Source organism: Pseudomonas sp. FP2309, assembly GCF_030687575.1.
Lineage (GTDB): Bacteria > Pseudomonadota > Gammaproteobacteria > Pseudomonadales > Pseudomonadaceae > Aquipseudomonas.
This window is the reverse complement of sequence record NZ_CP117439.1, coordinates 4,704,024-4,722,500: the sequence shown is the minus strand read 5'-3', so window position 1 is coordinate 4,722,500 and position 18,477 is coordinate 4,704,024. Positions and strand designations below refer to the sequence as shown.

12 protein-coding genes and 2 rRNA genes (1 of these 14 cut by a window edge) are annotated in these 18,477 nt (G+C 61.6%); 12 read left to right on the top strand and 2 right to left on the bottom strand.

The window, feature by feature from the left end:
- The 8 genes from PSH59_RS21725 to PSH59_RS21690 form a co-directional block, all read left to right on the top strand.
- Window positions 1–551: ribosomal RNA gene (locus PSH59_RS21725) — 23S ribosomal RNA — on the top strand (it extends 2,341 nt beyond the left edge of the window).
- Window positions 552–708: 157 nt separating this feature from the next.
- A 5S ribosomal RNA gene (gene rrf / locus PSH59_RS21720) occupies window positions 709–824 on the top strand.
- A gap of 138 nt (window positions 825–962) precedes the next feature.
- Window positions 963–4,412: an exodeoxyribonuclease V subunit gamma gene (gene recC, locus PSH59_RS21715; RefSeq protein ID WP_305393641.1), complete on the top strand. Its 3,450-nt coding sequence runs from the start codon at window positions 963–965 to the stop codon at window positions 4,410–4,412.
- The gene (gene recB / locus PSH59_RS21710; protein WP_305393640.1) at window positions 4,409–8,083 is read left to right on the top strand and encodes an exodeoxyribonuclease V subunit beta; all 3,675 of its coding nucleotides are present in this window, start codon (window positions 4,409–4,411) and stop codon (window positions 8,081–8,083) included. The genes recC and recB overlap by 4 nt, the downstream gene beginning before the upstream one ends.
- The gene (recD, locus tag PSH59_RS21705) at window positions 8,080–10,149 is read left to right on the top strand and encodes an exodeoxyribonuclease V subunit alpha (protein ID WP_305393639.1); all 2,070 of its coding nucleotides are present in this window, start codon (window positions 8,080–8,082) and stop codon (window positions 10,147–10,149) included. The genes recB and recD overlap by 4 nt, the downstream gene beginning before the upstream one ends.
- A 136-nt stretch (window positions 10,150–10,285) precedes the next feature.
- Window positions 10,286–10,852 (top strand): YfiR family protein, encoded by a 567-nt coding sequence (locus PSH59_RS21700; RefSeq protein WP_305393638.1) that lies wholly within the window; start codon window positions 10,286–10,288, stop codon window positions 10,850–10,852.
- Window positions 10,849–12,111, top strand: a complete 1,263-nt coding sequence (locus PSH59_RS21695) for a diguanylate cyclase domain-containing protein (RefSeq protein WP_305393637.1) — start codon at window positions 10,849–10,851, stop codon at window positions 12,109–12,111. Before PSH59_RS21700 ends, PSH59_RS21695 begins: the two co-directional genes overlap by 4 nt.
- 4 nt (window positions 12,112–12,115) lie before the next feature.
- Window positions 12,116–12,607, top strand: a complete 492-nt coding sequence (locus PSH59_RS21690) for an OmpA family protein (protein ID WP_248083631.1) — start codon at window positions 12,116–12,118, stop codon at window positions 12,605–12,607.
- Window positions 12,608–12,738: 131 nt separating this feature from the next.
- Here PSH59_RS21690 and PSH59_RS21685 read toward each other — a convergent pair whose 3' ends face one another.
- On the bottom strand, window positions 12,739–13,686 hold the full coding sequence (locus PSH59_RS21685; RefSeq protein ID WP_305393636.1) for a LysR family transcriptional regulator: 948 nt from the start codon (window positions 13,684–13,686) through the stop codon (window positions 12,739–12,741).
- Window positions 13,687–13,817: 131 nt separating this feature from the next.
- Between PSH59_RS21685 and PSH59_RS21680 the strand changes: the two genes are divergently transcribed.
- A complete protein-coding gene (locus PSH59_RS21680) occupies window positions 13,818–15,335 on the top strand; it encodes a CoA-acylating methylmalonate-semialdehyde dehydrogenase (protein ID WP_248083633.1) in 1,518 nt (505 codons plus the stop codon).
- Window positions 15,336–15,350: 15 nt separating this feature from the next.
- Window positions 15,351–16,238 carry a 3-hydroxyisobutyrate dehydrogenase gene (gene mmsB / locus PSH59_RS21675; RefSeq protein WP_248083634.1) on the top strand — a complete coding sequence of 296 codons (888 nt, stop codon included), beginning with the start codon at window positions 15,351–15,353 and terminating at the stop codon, window positions 16,236–16,238.
- Between the two features lie 57 nt (window positions 16,239–16,295).
- Here the strand turns inward: mmsB and PSH59_RS21670 are convergent, their stop codons facing one another.
- The gene (locus PSH59_RS21670; protein WP_003176084.1) at window positions 16,296–16,640 is read right to left on the bottom strand and encodes a cupin domain-containing protein; all 345 of its coding nucleotides are present in this window, start codon (window positions 16,638–16,640) and stop codon (window positions 16,296–16,298) included.
- 252 nt (window positions 16,641–16,892) lie between these two features.
- Here PSH59_RS21670 and kynB point away from each other — a divergent pair, with 252 nt between their 5' ends.
- On the top strand, window positions 16,893–17,543 hold the full coding sequence (gene kynB / locus PSH59_RS21665) for an arylformamidase (protein ID WP_305393635.1): 651 nt from the start codon (window positions 16,893–16,895) through the stop codon (window positions 17,541–17,543).
- Window positions 17,540–18,412: a tryptophan 2,3-dioxygenase gene (gene kynA, locus PSH59_RS21660; protein WP_248083636.1), complete on the top strand. Its 873-nt coding sequence runs from the start codon at window positions 17,540–17,542 to the stop codon at window positions 18,410–18,412. Before kynB ends, kynA begins: the two co-directional genes overlap by 4 nt.
- Window positions 18,413–18,477: the final 65 nt, after the last annotated feature.

Genomic DNA, 18,477 nt, shown 5'->3' with positions numbered 1-18,477 from the left:
ACAGACACGTCGAGCAGGTACGAAAGTAGGTCTTAGTGATCCGGTGGTTCTGTATGGAAGGGCCATCGCTCAACGGATAAAAGGTACTCCGGGGATAACAGGCTGATACCGCCCAAGAGTTCATATCGACGGCGGTGTTTGGCACCTCGATGTCGGCTCATCACATCCTGGGGCTGAAGCCGGTCCCAAGGGTATGGCTGTTCGCCATTTAAAGTGGTACGCGAGCTGGGTTTAGAACGTCGTGAGACAGTTCGGTCCCTATCTGCCGTGGACGTTTGAGATTTGAGAGGGGCTGCTCCTAGTACGAGAGGACCGGAGTGGACGAACCTCTGGTGTTCCGGTTGTCACGCCAGTGGCATTGCCGGGTAGCTATGTTCGGAATAGATAACCGCTGAAAGCATCTAAGCGGGAAACTAGCCTCAAGATGAGATCTCACTGGAACCTTGAGTTCCCTGAAGGGCCGTCGAAGACTACGACGTTGATAGGTTGGGTGTGTAAGCGCTGTGAGGCGTTGAGCTAACCAATACTAATTGCCCGTGAGGCTTGACCATATAACACCCAAGCAATTTGAGAACCTGAAAGGGCATCAGATTGCGGTGTGTGAAGACGAGACGAACCGAAAGTTTGTAGATCGCAAAACACCGAAAGCTGTCACATACCCAATTTGCTGAAGCGAGGCCGTTTGGTCACGAGTCAGTACACGAATTTCTTGACGACCATAGAGCATTGGAACCACCTGATCCCATCCCGAACTCAGTAGTGAAACGATGCATCGCCGATGGTAGTGTGGGGTTTCCCCATGTGAGAGTAGGTCATCGTCAAGATTAAATTCCAGAACCCCTGTTTGCTTACGCAGACAGGGGTTTTGTTTTGGGCGCTCGGAAAGTACGGGGAGAGGTTATTACGGTCGCCTTCAGTGCTAAAGTCCATGCCTCGATTTTGCTTTTCCCAAGGAAGCCGTTATGCCGGATGCGACGTCCCTCAGTGCTGGATTCATGGTGGTTCACGGCAATCGCCTGGATGAACTGCGCAGTCTGGTGGTGAGCTGGATGCGCCGTTACCCCCTGGCGCCCCTTGAGAACGAAATCGCCCTGGTCCAAAGCAACGGCATCGCCCAATGGCTTAAGTTAGCCCTGGCTGAAGACCCGCAAGAGGATGACATGGGCGGCTGCGGTATCGCCGCGGCCATCGACGTGCAACTCCCCGGCAGCTTCATGTGGCAGCTTTACCGCATGGTCCTGGGCCGTGACGAAATTCCCCCGAAGTCCTTGCTCGATAAGGCCCCACTCACCTGGCGCCTGATGCGTCTGCTTCCTGAGCTCATCGATCAACCGCACTTCGAACCGTTGCAGCGTTTCCTGACCCAAGACACTGACCTGCGCAAGCGCTATCAACTGGCCGAGCGCCTGGCAGATCTGTTCGACCAATATCAGGTCTACCGCGCCGACTGGCTGGAAGACTGGGCCGCCGGCCGCCACCAATTGCGTAACGGCCGGGGTGACGCCAAGCCTCTGGACGCCGCCAACTGCTGGCAAGCCCAATTATGGCGAGCACTGCTGCTGGATGTAGGGGAAGAGGGCATGGCCGAAAGTCGTGCCGGCGTTCATCAACGCTTCATCGAACGTATCAATAGGCTTGAGGAGGCGCCCAAGGGATTGCCTTCGCGAGTGATCGTTTTCGGGATTTCTTCCCTGCCTGCGCAAGCGCTCGAAGCCCTTGCCGGCTTAGCCCGTTTCAGTCAGGTCCTGCTGTGCGTGCACAACCCTTGTCGCCACCATTGGTCCGACATCGTTGCCGACAAGGACCTGCTGCGTAACGAGTACAAACGCCAGGCACGCAAGGCCGGCATGCCGGTCACTATCGACCCACAAGCCCTGCACCAGCACGCCCATCCATTGCTGGCCGCATGGGGCAAACAGGGTCGAGACTACATCAGCCTGCTCGACAGCTATGACGATCCCGACAGCTATCGTGCCGCCTTTCGCGACGGGCGCATCGACCTGTTCAGCGACAGCGAACCCACCACACTGCTCAACCAGCTTCAGGACGACATCCTTGAGTTACGCCCGCTCAATGAAACGCGCGAATTATGGCCCGCTGTCGATCTGTCGCGTGATACATCAATCCGTTTCCATATCGCCCACAGCGCCCAACGCGAAGTGGAAATTCTCCACGACCAATTGCTCCATCGCTTCAGTGCCGACCCAACATTGCGTCCTCGGGACGTCATCGTCATGGTCCCCGATGTCGACAGCTACGCGCCGCACATTCGCGCCGTATTTGGCCAGTTGGAAAGAAGCGACCCGCGTTTTATCCCCTTCACCCTCACCGACCAAGGCCAACGCGGCCGCGATCCTCTGCTGATTGCCGTCGAGCATCTGCTCAAACTTCCCGACAGCCGCTTCCCCGTCAGCGAAATTCTCGACCTGCTCGACGTCCCCGCTTTGCGCGAACGTTTCGCCATCAAAGAGCGCGACCTGCCTACGCTGCACCTCTGGATCGAAGGTGCCGGCATCCGTTGGGGCCTCAATGCCGAGCAGCGCGCGGGGCTCGGTCTGCCGGGTGACCTTGAGCAAAACAGCTGGCGATTCGGCCTGCGCCGCATGTTGCTCGGTTACGCCGTTGGCAGCGGTGCCGCCTGTGAAGGAATCGAACCCTACGACGAAATCGGCGGCCTCGACGCGGCACTGATCGGCCCGCTGGTCGCGTTGCTCGACGCACTCAACGATGCGCATAACGCCTTGTCACAACCCGCTGCTCCTCAACAATGGAGCGAGCGCCTGCAACGTCTGATGCAACTGTTCTTCCTCCCAAGCAGCGAACACGACGACTTCCTCTTGGGTCAGCTCGAACAACTCAGGGAGACCTGGCTGGAAACCTGCGAGTCCGTTGGCCTGCAGGACGAGTTACCCCTCACCGTAGTCCGAGAAGCCTGGCTCGCCGGACTGGATCAGGGTCGACTCTCCCAGCGCTTCCTCGCAGGTGCTGTCAATTTTTGTACATTGATGCCCATGCGCGCGATCCCCTTCAAGCTTGTTTGCCTGCTTGGTATGAACGATGGCGACTATCCCCGCGCCCAGCCGCCGTTGGATTTCGACCTGATGGGCAGCGACTACCGCCCGGGCGATCGGTCACGCCGTGAGGACGACCGCTACCTGCTGCTCGAGGCACTGTTGTCCGCCCGCGAGCAGCTGTACATCAGCTGGGTGGGCCGCAGCATTCGGGATAACAGCGAGCGCCCGGCATCGGTGCTGGTTGGCCAACTTCGCGACCATATCGCAAGCGGCTGGCATCACGCTGAAGCGACCGCTTTACTCAACGCAATGACCCAGGAACACCCGCTCCAGCCGTTCAGCGCCCGCTATTTCCACGAAGGTGACCCACTCTTCAGCTATGCCCGCGAGTGGCAGATGCTTCACGAGGCGCCACAGGCCGTGATGGCAGAAGACGAACTGGCCCAACACCAGCAGGAAGATCCGCTCAGCCTCGGTCAGTTACAAGATTTCCTGCGCAACCCGGTCAAACACTTCTTCAGCCAGCGTCTGAAAGTATTCTTCGAAGCCGCTGAGGCGCCGTTGGCCGATGAAGAACCCTTCGTTCTCGATGCGTTGCAACGCTACAGCCTGAGCGACAGCTTGCTGAACGCCGCACTGTCACAGCCCGATCATCTCGACCAAGCCCTCAACGCCCAGGCGTTGCGTTTGCAAGGCAGTGGCCTGTTGCCCATGGTCGGCTTCGGCGAGTGCCTGCGCAACGAATTGATCGAGCCGTTGCCCGATCTGCTGCAACGCTACCAACACGTGCTAGCGCTCTGGCCGATCCCGCACACCGCTGCCGAACCGGTCAGTTTTGAGTATCAAGGCATCGCGCTGGACGGCTGGATCAGTGGCCTGCATCGGCGGGGTGACGGTGGTTTGCTCAGCGTCACCACCATCCCCAACAGTATCGGCTCGATCAAGACGCGCAAGTGGCATCGCTTGATCCGCCCATGGGTCAATCATGTGGTCGCCTGCGCCTGCGGCCTGCCGTTGAGCACCGGTTTGGTCGCCAGCGACGACACCTTGTTGTTGGCTCCCTTGGAGAAAGCGTCCGCTGAGCGAATCCTTGGCGACCTGCTGCTGGCCTGGCGCCACGGCATGCAAAAGCCACTTCCGGTGGCCGTCAAAACCGCGCTTGCCTGGCTGAGTCAAACCGACCCGGCCAAAGCCCAGGCCGCGGCCAGCAAAGCCTATGAAGGCGACGGCCAGACCACCGACGGTGAACGCCGCGAAAGCCCGGCACTCACTCGACAATTCCCCGATTACGCCGCGTTGATTGCCAGTGAAGAATTCGAAGGTTGGTGCGAAACTCTTTATCGCCCGCTGATCGATGCCCCATGGCGTTCACTCACAGGCGAGGAGGCCGGCGCATGAGCAGCAAACCCTTGGCCCTGGCCTTCCCGTTAAAAGGCAGCCAGCTGATTGAAGCCAGTGCCGGCACCGGCAAGACATTTACCATTTCCGCCCTGTACCTGCGCCTCGTGCTCGGCCATGGCGGCGACGATGCAGGCTTTGGCCGAGAATTGCTGCCGCCGCAAATCCTGGTGGTGACCTTCACTGACGCGGCCACCAAAGAACTGCGCGAACGTATCCGCATTCGTCTGGCCGAAGCCGCACGCTTCTTTCGCGACGAAATCGACCCACCGGACGCCCTCATCGCGGACCTGCGCGAGCAATACCTTCCTGAACAATGGCCCGCGTGCGCCAACCGTCTGGACATTGCGGCCCAGTGGATGGACGAGGCCGCCGTCTCGACCATCCACAGTTGGTGTCAGCGCATGCTGCGCGAACATGCGTTCGACAGCGGCAGCCTGTTCACCCAGACCCTGGAAACCGATCACAGCGACCTGCTGGGCGAAGTACTACGCGATTACTGGCGGTTGTTTTGCTACCCGATGCACGACGACGCACTCAACTGGGTGCGCAGCAACTGGGGTGGCCCCGCCGCGTTAATGCCACGGGTACGCGCACTGTTCGGCAGCGAACGTCCCAGCGACGAAACCCGCGAGCCAGCCGAGCTCATCAGCGCCTGCCTGCACGAGCGTCGCGAAGCCCTGAAAAGCATCAAAGCGCCCTGGCAACAGTGGGCCGCCCAATTGCGCGATATCTGCCTGCAAGCGGTGGCCGCCAAAGCGGTCGACGGTCGCAAGATGCAGGCCCGTTACTTCGAACCCTGGTTCGAAAAGATCAGCGCTTGGGCCGCGGACGAAACCCTCGAACAACTGGACATCGGCACCGGGTTCACCCGCCTGACACCCGATGGCATGGCTGAAGCCTGGAAGGGCGAGCCACCGCAGCACCCCGCGATCGACGCCATGGCCGGTCTCAAGGCCAGCCTCGACGCTTTGCCCACCCCCGATGCCGCCGTGCTGCAACATGCCGCCGCGTGGGTCGGTAAACGCTTTGAAGAAGAAAAACGCCGGCGTGCCGAAATGGGCTTCGACGATATGTTGATCCGCCTCAACGCCGCGCTGCAGGCCGACGGCGGCGAGCGCCTGGCCAGCGTGATCCGCGAGCAATTCCCCGTCGCCCTGATCGACGAATTTCAGGACACCGACCCGGTGCAATACAGCATCTTCGACAGCATCTACCGCATCGAAGAGAACCACCTCGACAGCGGCCTGTTCCTGATCGGTGACCCCAAGCAGGCGATCTACGCCTTCCGTGGCGCCGATATCTACACCTATTTGCGCGCGCGTCAGTCCACTACCGGGCGTCACCACACGCTGGGTACCAACTTCCGCTCCAGCCATGCCATGGTCGAGGCGGTCAACCATGTATTTCAGCGTGCAGAAACGGGCCGAGGCGCGTTTTTGTTCCGTGAACAAAATGGCAATAACCCGGTGCCGTTTCAGCCGGTGTTATCCCAAGGCCGCAAGGAAAAACTGCAGGTCGATGGCCAAGCGTTGCCGGCGATGAACCTCTGGCACTTGCCCACCGATCAGCCTGTTTCCAACGCGGTTTACCGTCAGCAACTGGCCGCCGCGTGCGCGACGCAAATTGTCCAATTGCTCAACGGCGGGCAGCAAGGCACGGCCGGTTTCCTACAGCCGGATGACAGTTTCAGCGGTGTACTGCCGTCTGACATCGCCATCCTTGTGCGCGATGGCAAGGAGGCCCAGGCCGTACGCGCCGAATTGGCCGCCCGTGGCGTGCGCAGCGTGTACCTGTCGGATAAAGATTCAGTCTTCGCCGCCCAGGAAGCCCACGATCTGCTGGCCTGGCTCAAAGCCTGCGCCGAGCCCGACGTCGAGCGCCCGCTGCGTGCCGCTCTGGCCTGCGTCACGCTGAACCTGTCCCTGGCGGAACTGGAGCGTCTGAACCAGGACGAACTGGCGTGGGAAACCCGCGTGATGCAGTTCCGTGGCTACCGCGCGATTTGGCGTAGCCAAGGCGTGCTGCCGATGCTGCGTCGTCTGCTCCACGATTTCAAACTGCCACAAACCCTGATCGCCCGCAGCGATGGCGAGCGCGTGTTGACCAACTTGTTGCACCTCAGTGAACTGCTGCAACAGGCGGCGTCCGAGTTGGACGGTGAGCAGGCGCTGATACGCCATCTGGCTGAACACCTGGCGTTGTCGGGTCAGGCCGGCGAAGAGCAGATCCTGCGCCTGGAAAGTGATGAGCAATTGGTCAAGGTCGTGACCATCCACAAATCCAAGGGGCTGGAGTACGAGTTGGTCTTCCTGCCGTTCATTTGCTCGGCCAAACCGGTGGACGGCAGCCGATTGCCACTGCACTACCATGACCAAAACGGTAAATCCCAGGTGAGCCTGCGTCCGACCGCCGAGCTGATTGCCCAGGCCGATGACGAACGCCTGGCCGAAGACCTGCGTCTGTTCTACGTGGCCCTGACGCGCGCCAAACATGCCTGCTGGCTCGGCGTGGTCGACCTCAAGCGCGGTAACAGCAACAGTTCGGTGTTGCACCTGTCAGCCCTGGGTTATCTGCTGGGCGCCGGTGCGTCGTTGGCGGAATCCGCCGGTCTGGCGCGCTGGTTGCTGGATCTTCAGGATGGCTGCGCAGCTATCGGCTATGGCCACGTGCCTGAAGCGCAGGACATCCTGTTCCACCCGCCGCGCAACCAGGCTGCCTTGCTCGCGCCGTTGCTGCCCAAGCGCAAGGCCGCCGAGAACTGGTGGATCGCGTCCTACAGCGCGTTGCGTATTGGTGACAGCATGAGCGTGGCCCAACTCGAAGCCCCCGAAAGCCCCCAAGCACAAAAGCTGTTCGATGACGAACGCCTGGACCCAGATGCACCGCGCGAAGTGGCAGCGTCCGGCGGTGACATTCACCGTTTCCCACGCGGGCCCAACCCTGGGACCTTCCTTCACGGTTTGCTGGAGTGGGCCGGCGAGGAGGGTTTCAACGTGACGCCGGACGCGATCGAACATGCCGTAGGCGCCCGCTGTAATCGCCGTAACTGGGAGGGTTGGATCATCACCCTCAGTGATTGGCTGGGGCACTTGCTGCAAACGCCTTTGTCGGTAGGTAACAGTCAGGTAAGCCTCAGCAGCCTGCACAAGTATCAAGTTGAAATGGAGTTCTGGTTCGCCAGCCACAGGGTCGACGTGCTCACCCTCGACAAGCTGGTGTGTCAGCACACCCACAATGGCGTCTCCCGAGTGGCCGCCGAGCCGGTGCTGCTCAATGGCATGTTCAAAGGGTTTATCGACCTGACCTTCGAGCACGACGGCCGTTACTACGTGGCCGATTACAAATCCAACTGGCTCGGCCCTGACGATTCGGCCTACACCCAGGAAGCCATGGAGCAGTCGATCCTCGAGCATCGGTATGACCTGCAATACGTGCTTTACCTGCTCGCCCTGCACCGCCAACTGAAGGCACGCCTGCCGGACTACGACTACGAGCGCCATGTGGGCGGCGCGTTGTACGTGTTCCTGCGCGGTACCCAGGCCGTCAGCCAAGGCGCATATTTCACCCGGCCGCCTCGTGAGTTGATCGAAAGCCTGGATCTGCTGTTTCAGGGTAAGCCCATTCCTTCCAAGGTTGAGCCCGCGTGGGAACAAGGAGTGTTGTTATGAGCCTGTCGCCGTTACCACTTGAGGCGCTGGAGCCTCTTAGCCGCGCCGCTGACCTGGTGCAGTTGCTCGAGCGTTGGGTTGATCGCGGTTGGTTGCGCGCGCTGGACAAAGCCTTCGTCGGCTTCCTGCACGAACTTGACCCGCACGCCGACCCATTGGTGCTGCTGGCCGCGGCCTTGACCAGCCACCAACTGGGCCACGGGCATGTGTGCCTGGACCTGTTCGAAACCCTCAAGGCGCCGGACTTTGCCCTGTCGTTACCCCCGGAGGGCGATCTGCAACCCGGCGCAATGCTGCTGCCATCACAATTGCTGGCTGGTCTCGACGGCGCCCACTGGTGCCATGCCCTGGCCGCCAGTCCACTGGTCGCCCTGGCGGTGGATGGCAGCGAGTCTGCGCGCAGCCGGCCCTTGGTGTTATCCGGCAAACGCCTGTACCTGCGCCGTTACTGGACCTACGAGCGGCGCATCGACACGGCGCTGCGCCTGCGCCTGGCGACCCAGGAAACCGTCGCCTTCGACTTGCCCCAGCGCTTGAACGGTCTGTTTGACCAACCGGCGCCCGACGGCGTGATCGACTGGCAAAAGCTCGCGTGTGCCCTGGCCACCCGAGGCGCTTTCAGTATCGTCACCGGCGGCCCCGGCACCGGCAAGACCACCACCGTGGTGCGGCTGCTCGCACTGTTGCAGGCGCCGGCGGTGGAAAACGGCAACCCGTTGCGCATTCGCCTGGCAGCTCCTACCGGTAAAGCCGCCGCACGCTTGACCGAGTCCATCAGCCAGCAAGTGCTGTCGCTGAATGTGCCGCAAAGCGTGAAGGAAAAGATCCCGACCCAGGTCACCACGGTTCACCGCTTGCTGGGCAGTCGGCCGGGCACCCGGCACTTCCGTCATCACCTGGGCAACCCGCTGCCGTTGGATGTGCTGGTGGTGGACGAAGCCTCGATGATCGACCTGGAGATGATGGCCAGCCTGCTGGATGCGTTGCCGCCCCATGCGCGCCTGGTGTTGCTGGGGGACAAGGACCAGCTTGCCTCGGTCGAGGCGGGCGCCGTGCTCGGCGATCTATGCCGCGACGCCGAAGCCGGCTGGTACAGCGCCGACACCCGCCAATGGCTGCAAGCCGTCAGCGGTGAAGACCTCAGCACCAGCGGCCTGCTGGAGGACCTCGACGGCAGCCATCCCCTGGCCCAGCAAGTGGTGATGTTGCGTTACTCGCGTCGTTTCGGCGAAGGCAGCGGTATTGGTCAACTGGCGCGGTGGGTCAACCAGCAGAATGCCGAAGAGGCTCGCAAACTGCTGGCAGCGCGCAGTCATGGCGATTTGTTCTGCGTCAGCCTCAAGGGTGAGCACGACCACGCCCTTGAACGGCTGGTCTTGGACGGGCAGGGTGAAGGCGCCCAGGGCTATCGCTACTACCTCGACCTGCTGCACAGCGCGCGTCCGGCCTTTAACACACCGCGTGACGACGTGGCCTGGACCCACTGGGCGCAACAGCTGCTGCAAGCCTTCGACGCCTTCCAACTGCTCTGCGCCGTGCGTAAAGGTCCGTGGGGTGTTGAGGGGCTGAACCTGCGTATCACCGCAGCGTTACGCAAAGTGCGGCTGATCGAGGGCGATGAGCAATGGTATGAAGGTCGTCCGGTGCTGATGACGCGCAATGATTACGGCCTGGGCCTGATGAACGGTGATATCGGCATCGCCCTCAAATTGCCCGAAAGCGATGGTGGCCCTGGGGTCCTGCGTGTGGCTTTCCCACGTAACGACGGGCAGGGCGGCGTACGATTTGTGCTGCCAAGCCGTCTCAACGACGTGGAAACCGTGTACGCCATGACCGTGCACAAGTCCCAGGGCTCGGAGTTCACCCACACGGCGCTGATCCTGCCGGACGCTTTGAACCCGGTGCTGACCAAAGAGCTGATCTACACCGGCATCACCCGCGCCAAGCGCTGGTTCAGCCTGATCGAACCCCGCGGTGGCGTGTTCGAGGAGGCGGTGCGGCGCAAGGTCAAGCGCTTGAGCGGACTGATGCTGGAACTGGGCCATGAGCCAGAAAAAGCTGACTAAGCGATCATTTAATATTTCTGATTGAGTTGTCAGGGGTTTCTGAAAAAATAGCAGGTCACTTCGAGGCGGCGCCTCACGGGGCTTTCGTGCCGTGTGCTATCGTTGCGGCATCATTTAGATCGAAGAGAATCGCTGCATGAACGTGGCTGTCTCGCCCACCGAGCGTAGTTTGAGCTGGAGACGGATGCTGCTGGTGGCGGTTCTCTGCCTGCTGGCGCCCCGTGTATTTGCCGAGGTACCCGGCCCTGCGGATCAGCGCGCCCAGGCGGTCACCCAAGTGGTACTCGGCATCCTCAGTTATGCCCGCTGGCCGGTGGAACCTGCGCAACTGCGCCTGTGCATCGTCGGCCCGACCCAATACACCGACGACCTGATCAAAGGCACCACCCAGGCCACCGGCCGTCCGGTGGTCGTGCGGCGCCTGTTGGCCGACCATTCCGATGTCGTCAACGCCTGCGACGCCGTGTACATCGGCAAACTCAGTGCTGACGAACGCACTCGGTTGTTCACCTCGTTGATCGGCCACCCGGTGCTCAGCATCAGCGAAGGCGGCGACCAGTGCACGGTGGGCAGTCTGTTCTGTCTGCGGGTAAGCGATGAGCAAGTGTCGTTCGAGGTCAACCTCGACTCGGTGGCGCGCAGCGGCGTGCGGATTCACCCGAGCGTGCTGCAATTATCCCGCCGTCGAGCGCCTGATTCATGACAGCGGTCACGGTACGACCGACCCTGCGCTCCGTCATCGGTCGCGGACACCTGATCCTGGCGTTGTTGGCGGTGACGCTGGCCAGTGTCTCGCTGACCCTGCTGGGCGTTCTGGCGCTGCGGGTCTACGCCGAACACAACCTGCACCTGATTGCGCGTTCCATCAACTACACGGTGGAAGCGGCGGTGGTGTTCAACGACCGCGCGGCGGCCACCGAAGCGTTGAGCCTGATTGCCTCCACCGAAGAGGTGGCCGAAGCCCAAGTGTTCAATGCCACTGGCCAGTTGCTGGCGAACTGGGAGCGCCCGGAAAACGACATGCTCTCAAGGGTGGAACTGGCACTCGCACATACTCTGCTGGAGCAGCCCATCAACCAGCCGATCCTGCACCAGGGCCGCACCATCGGCAGTATCCATTTGACCGGGCACGGTGGCAGCTTATTGCGCTTTTTGCTCAGCGGCCTGGCGGGCATCCTGGTCTGCACCGCCGTCAGCGCCTGGGTGGCTCTGCACCTGGCGCGCCGTCTGTTACGCGGCATCACTGAGCCGCTGCAAAGCCTTGCCGCCGTGGCCCACGCCGCCCGCAGCGAACGCGATTTCGACCGCCGCGTGCCACCGGCACGCATCGCCGAACTCGACAGCCTGGGCAGCGACTTCAATGCCTTGCTTGGCGAAATGGAAGCCTGGCAAAACCGCCTGCAAAGCGAAAACGAGACCCTGGCCCACCAAGCCAACCACGACAGCCTCACCGGCCTGCCCAACCGTGCGTTCTTCGAGGGCCGGTTGATCCGTGCGCTACGCAGCGCGGCCAAGGTCGATGAGAAAGTGGCGGTGCTGTTCCTCGACAGCGACCGCTTCAAGGACATCAACGACAACTTCGGCCACGCCGCCGGCGATGCGGTGTTGGTGGCCGTTGCCGACCGTGTGCGCGCGCAACTGCGTGACGACGACTTGGTAGCGCGCCTGGGCGGTGACGAGTTCGCCATCCTGCTGGCGCCGTTATACACGGTCGAAGACGCGCAGCGCATTGCCGACAAAATCATCGCCAGCATGGACTTGCCGATCACCGTGCCCGGCAACACCCAGGTACTGACCTCACTCAGCATCGGCATTGCCATCTATCCCGATCATGGTGCCACCCCCAGCACCTTACTCAATGCCGCTGACGCGGCGATGTACCAGGCCAAACGGGTTTCCCAGCGCGGCCAGCAAACGGCAGAGTCGGAGCACTCTGCTGTCAATCTTCAACACAGGAGTTGATCCCTTGTTTTCGACCGCACGCGTTATGTTTTTCACGTTATTGGTGGCACTGCTGGCCCTCGGCGGCTGCCATACACCGCCCCCCAACGGCCTGACCGCGGCGCAGGTGGCGGTTCTCAAACAACAAGGCTTTGAACTCACCGACGAAGGCTGGGCATTCGGGTTGTCGGGCAAAGTGCTGTTTGGCAGCGACGTCGAAGCCCTCAACCAACCCAGCACCGACATCGTCCAACGCATTGGGAAAGCTCTGCTGGGCGTGGGCATCGAACGCGTGCGCATCGACGGCCACACCGACACCTCCGGCAAAGAAACCTACAACGAACAACTGTCCCAGCGCCGCGCCAAGAGCGTGGCCACGGTGTTGACAGGGGTTGGTATGAAAGAAGAGAACATCCAACTGCGCGGCCTTGGCAGCAGCCAGCCGGTGGCGTCCAACGACACGGCGGCGGGGCGTACGGAAAATCGGCGGGTGTCGATTGTGGTGATCGCAGACTGAGCGGGCGCGCCTTTCCAACGCTCAAACGCACTCCACCTGTGGGAGCCGGGCAAGCCCGCTTCCACGTTTATTGCGCGGTGTGTTTGTTGAAGCGCTCGGCGCCAGCGTCAAGCGTCATCGTTGATGGCCCTTTAATCCGCGAACCTCATCTCCCGCGTCTCCCCCATCAATAACCCCTGGTTCTGCTCCGTCACTTCCCTGATGTAATCCCACAGCAACGTAATGCGCTTCAACTTCCTCAAGTCCTCCCGGCAATACATCCAAAACTGCCGCGTAAGCGCGATCTGCTCCCCCAGCACCGGCAGCAAGCGCGGGTCCTGCGCCGCCAAAAAGCACGGCAGTATCGCCATCGACCGGCCTTGCTGCGCCGCCACGTACTGCGCAATCACGCTGGTACTGCGCAAACTCGCGCTGGCGCCGGGCACTACATTGGCCAGGTACAGCAGCTCCGAGCTGAACGCCAGGTCATCGACATAACTGATAAACGGATGCTCGGCCAAATCCGCCGGTTTGCGGATCGGCGGGTGTTGGTCGAGGTAGTCCTGGGTGGCGTATAGCTGCAGTTTGTAGTCGCACAGTTTGCAGCACACGTAGGGGCCGTGTTCCGGACGTTCCAGAGCGATGACGATGTCGGCCTCGCGCTTGGACAGGCTGATGAAGTGGGGCAGGGGCAGGATATCCACCGAGATGGCCGGGTAGGTGTCGACGAAGTGACTCAGTTGCGGGGTGACAAAGAAGCTGCCGAAGCCTTCGGTGCAGCCCATGCGCACGTGCCCGGACAGCGCCACACCGGAGCCGGAGACTTGTTCGCAGGCCATGTGCAGGGTGCTTTCGATGGACTCGGCGTAGCCCAGCAGACGCTGGCCTTCCGGGGTGAGCACAAAGCCGTTGGTCCGGGATTTTTCGAACAGCAACGTGCCGAGCGACACTTCCAGTGAGCTGATGCGCCGCGACACGGTGGTGTAGTCCACCGCCAGGCGCTTGGCGGCGACGCTGGCCTTGCGGGTGCGGGCCACCTCGAGGAAAAACTTCAGGTCATCCCAGTTCAGGGAGCCCAGTGACGTGATGTTTTTTTGCATATTGGACCGGCTTTTATGTGCGTTCTTATTAGAGATTTGCACATCTATACTCCAAAAACAGTCCGAACGCCTCATTCTTCAAGGCGATTCACGCGCCTTGTCTCTAGATAAATATAAGAGTTGGAGACCACATGAACGCATCTGCCGAAATTTCCGTGCAACCGGTCAAATTGCTGATCAACGGCGAGTGGGTCGAGTCCAAGACCACACACTGGCAAGACATCGTCAACCCGGCCACCCAGCAAGTATTGGCCAAAGTCCCGTTCGCCACGGCTGATGAAGTCAACGCCGCCATCGACGCTGCTCATCGCGCCTTCCAGACCTGGAAGCTGACGCCGATTGGTGCACGCATGCGCATCATGCTCAAGCTGCAGGCCTTGATCCGTGAGCATTCCAAACGCATCGCCGTGGTCCTCAGCGCCGAGCAGGGCAAGACCATCGCCGATGCCGAGGGCGATATTTTCCGTGGCCTGGAAGTGGTGGAGCACGCCTGCTCCATCGGCACCCTGCAAATGGGCGAGTTCGCCGAAAACGTTGCCGGTGGCGTTGACACCTACACCCTGCGCCAGCCCATCGGCGTGTGCGCCGGGATTACCCCGTTCAACTTCCCGGCGATGATCCCGCTGTGGATGTTCCCGATGGCCATTGCCTGCGGGAACACGTTTGTTCTCAAGCCATCCGAGCAGGATCCGTTGTCGACGATGTTGCTGGTGGAGTTGGCGCTGGAAGCCGGCGTCCCGGCCGGTGTGCTCAACGTGGTGCACGGCGGCAAGGATGTGGTGGATGCCCTCTGCACCCACAAAGACATCAAGGCCGTGTCTTTCGTCGGCTCGACGGCGGTCGGCACGCACGTCTACGACCTGGCCGGCAAACACGGCAAGCGCGTGCAGTCGATGATGGGCGCCAAGAACCACGCGGTGGTGCTGCCCGATGCCAACCGCGAACACACCCTCAATGCCCTGGTCGGCGCCGGTTTCGGCGCGGCGGGCCAGCGGTGCATGGCCACCTCGGTGGTGGTGCTGGTGGGTGCGGCCAAACAATGGCTGCCGGACCTCAAGGCGCTGGCGCTGAAACTCAAGGTCAATGCCGGCAGCGAGGCCGGTACCGACGTCGGCCCGGTCATCTCCAAGCGCGCCAAGGCCCGCATCCTGGAGCTGATCGAAAGCGGCGTGAAAGAAGGCGCCAAACTGGAACTGGACGGCCGCGACATCAAGGTGCCGGGCTTCGAGCAAGGTAACTTCGTCGGCCCGACCCTGTTCTCCGGCGTGACCACTGACATGCAGATCTATACCCAGGAAATCTTCGGCCCGGTGCTGGTGGTGCTGGAAGTCGACACCCTCGATGAGGCCATCGCGCTGGTCAACGCCAACCCATTCGGCAACGGCACCGGCCTGTTCACCCAGAGCGGGGCGGCGGCGCGCAAGTTCCAGAGCGAGATCGATGTGGGCCAGGTCGGGATCAACATCCCGATTCCGGTGCCGGTCCCGTTCTTCAGCTTCACCGGTTCCCGCGGGTCCAAGCTCGGCGACCTGGGCCCTTACGGCAAGCAAGTGGTGCAGTTCTACACCCAGACCAAAACCGTCACCAGCCGCTGGTTCGATGACGACACGGTCAACGATGGCGTCAACACCACCATCAACCTGCGCTGATTCCGGGAGACGACCATGAAGATTGCATTTATCGGCCTGGGCAACATGGGTGCGCCCATGGCCCGCAACCTGATTAAGGCTGGCCACGCGCTGAACCTGTTTGACCTGAACCAGACGGTGCTCAAGGAACTGGCCGAACTCGGCGGCAGCATCAGCGACTCACCGCGCGATGCGGCCCACGGCGCTGAACTGGTGATTACCATGCTGCCCGCCGCCGCCCATGTGCGCAGCGTATGGCTCAATGAAGACGGCGTGCTGGCTGGCATTGGTAAAGGCGTGCCCGCGGTGGATTGCAGCACCATCGACCCGCAGACCGCCCGCGATGTGGCCGCGGCGGCAGCCCGGCACGGCGTGGTGATGGCAGACGCGCCGGTGTCCGGCGGCACCGGTGGTGCGCAAGCCGGGACCCTGACCTTTATGGTCGGCGCTACCGCGCAACTGTTCGCCACCCTGCAACCGGTGCTGGCACAGATGGGTCGCAACATCGTGCACTGCGGTGATGTCGGTACCGGGCAAATCGCCAAGATCTGCAACAACTTGCTGCTGGGCATCAGCATGGTTGGCGTCAGCGAAGCCATGGCCCTGGGCGATGCGCTGGGGATCGACACCCAAGTGCTGGCTGGCATTATCAACAGCTCCACCGGGCGTTGCTGGAGTTCCGACACCTACAACCCATGGCCGGGGGTGATCGAAACCGCGCCGTCGTCGCGTGGCTATACCGGTGGTTTCGGCGCCGACCTGATGCTCAAGGATCTGGGCCTGGCCACCGAAGCGGCTCGCCAGGCGAAGCAGCCGGTGATTCTGGGCGCGGTGGCCCAGCAGTTGTATCAATCGATGAGTCAGCGGGGGGAAGGCGGCAAAGATTTCTCGGCGATCATCAACAGCTATCGCAAGCCCAAATAAGGGTTCTGGTGAGCGGGGCAAGCCCGCTCGCCACAGCTAGCCGGTTCAGCCAAGGCTTCAAGCAAACACAAAATACTTACGCACAGTCTCGACCACTTCCCACGTCCCCTTCATCCCTGGCTCCACCACAAAGATATCTCCAGCCCGCAGGTGGATCGGCGCCATCCCTTCGGGGGTGATGATGCAGTAGCCTTCCTGGAAGTGGCAGTACTCCCATTTCACATAGTCCACGTACCACTTGCCCGGGGTGCAGATCCAGGTGCCCATGATCTTGCTGCCGTCTTCGCTGGTGTAGGCGTTGAGGTTGACGGTGTGAGGGTCGCCCTCGAGTTTTTCCCATTTGCAGGCATCCAGGACCGGCAGGGGATGGGTGTCGCGCAGTACGGTGATGGGCGTGGACATGATGCCTCCGAGGCAGGGAATGGAAAGATCCACCCTAAGGCCTGCGGCGTTGTGTCAGTGGTCTGAGCTCGACATCGGGATGCCCAGAAGCGCAGCCATCTGTTGCACCGTATGGAAACGAAAGATGTGTGCACTAATCCGCCCATTCCTCGCAGTAAGTGCGAAAGAATTCGCGCCCGGCGCCGGAATTCGCAAGAAAATTCGCAGCAGGCCCTCGTATCATTCACCCCAGTAACCGCCAAGAGCCTTGAGATGAACCCTATAAAACCGTGGTGGGATATCAGCCCGCCCTTGAGTACGGCGACCCCGACCTGGCCGGGGGATACGCCGTTCCAGGAGGAGCGCGTGTGGCAGTTCGGCCCGGAGTGCCCGGTGAACGTGGGACGCGTTACCTTGTCACCGCATACCGGCGCCCATGTAGATGCGCCGCTGCATTACAGCGCCGACGGCGCGCCGATCGGCGCGGTGTCGTTGGATGTGTACATGGGCCCGTGCCGCGTGCTGCATTGCCTGGGCAGTGGCGCGCTGGTGCAGCCGCATCAGTTGCAGGGGCGTGTGGATAACCTGCCGGAGCGGGTGTTGCTGCGCACTTATCCACAAGCGCCGCTGACGCAGTGGGATCCGGACTTCACCGCCATCGCCCCGCAAACCATTGAACTGCTGGCCGGCCTGGGCGTGCGCTTGATTGGTATCGATACCCCGTCCCTGGACCCGCAACAATCCAAGACCATGGAGTCCCACAACGCCGTGGCCCGCCATGGCATGGCCATTCTCGAAGGCATCGTGCTCGATGACGTACCGGAGGGCGACTATGAACTGATCGCGCTGCCGCTGCGGTTTGCCAACCTCGACGCCAGCCCTGTACGCGCCATTCTCCGTCCGCTCAAGGAGCCCACGCGATGAGCCAGTGTCCCTTTTCTCCAGACTATAAGCCTGCCGATTCCCAACCCCAGGAAGAATGGCATAACGCCGAACTGAATTTCTCCGAGGCCATGAGTTACGGCGACTACCTGGACCTGGGCAAAGTCCTCAGCGCCCAGCACCCGCTTTCGCCGGACCACAACGAAATGCTCTTCATCATCCAGCACCAGACCTCTGAGCTGTGGATGAAACTGATGCTCCACGAACTCAAGGCCGCCCGCGAGCACGTGCGCCTGGGCGAGTTGCCGCCGGCGTTCAAGATGCTGGCGCGGGTGTCGCGGATCTTCGACCAACTGGTGCATGCCTGGGCGGTGCTGGCGACCATGACGCCGTCCGAGTACAAGGCGATCCGCCCGTTCCTGGGGCAGTCCTCGGGATTTCAATCGTTCCAGTACCGCGAGATCGAATTTATCCTGGGTAACAAAAGCCCGGCGCTGTTGCGGCCCCATGCCCACCGCCCGCAACTGTTGCAGGAACTGCAGGTGGCGATTGCCACGCCGTCGCTGTATGACGAGGCGGTCAACCTGATGGCCAGGACCGGTCTGGCGATTGATCCCCGGCGCGCCGAACGCGATCCGACCGCGGCCACGGTGCACGATGAGTCCGTGGAGGCGGCCTGGCGTGAGGTGTATCGCGACCCGAGTCGCTATTGGGATTTGTATCAGTTGGCCGAAAAGTTTATCGACCTGGAAGATTCGTTCCGCCAGTGGCGCTTCCGCCATGTCACCACCGTAGAGCGGATCATCGGCTTCCAGCCCGGCACGGGCGGCACGGAAGGCGTGGGGTATTTGCGCAAGATGCTCGACACCGTGCTCTTTCCCGAGCTCTGGCGCGTACGTTCCACGCTCTAAACAAAAAGCCCCGCAGATCCGGGGCTTTGTTTATTGCGCAATACAATCAAGGGGAGCAGGCAAGC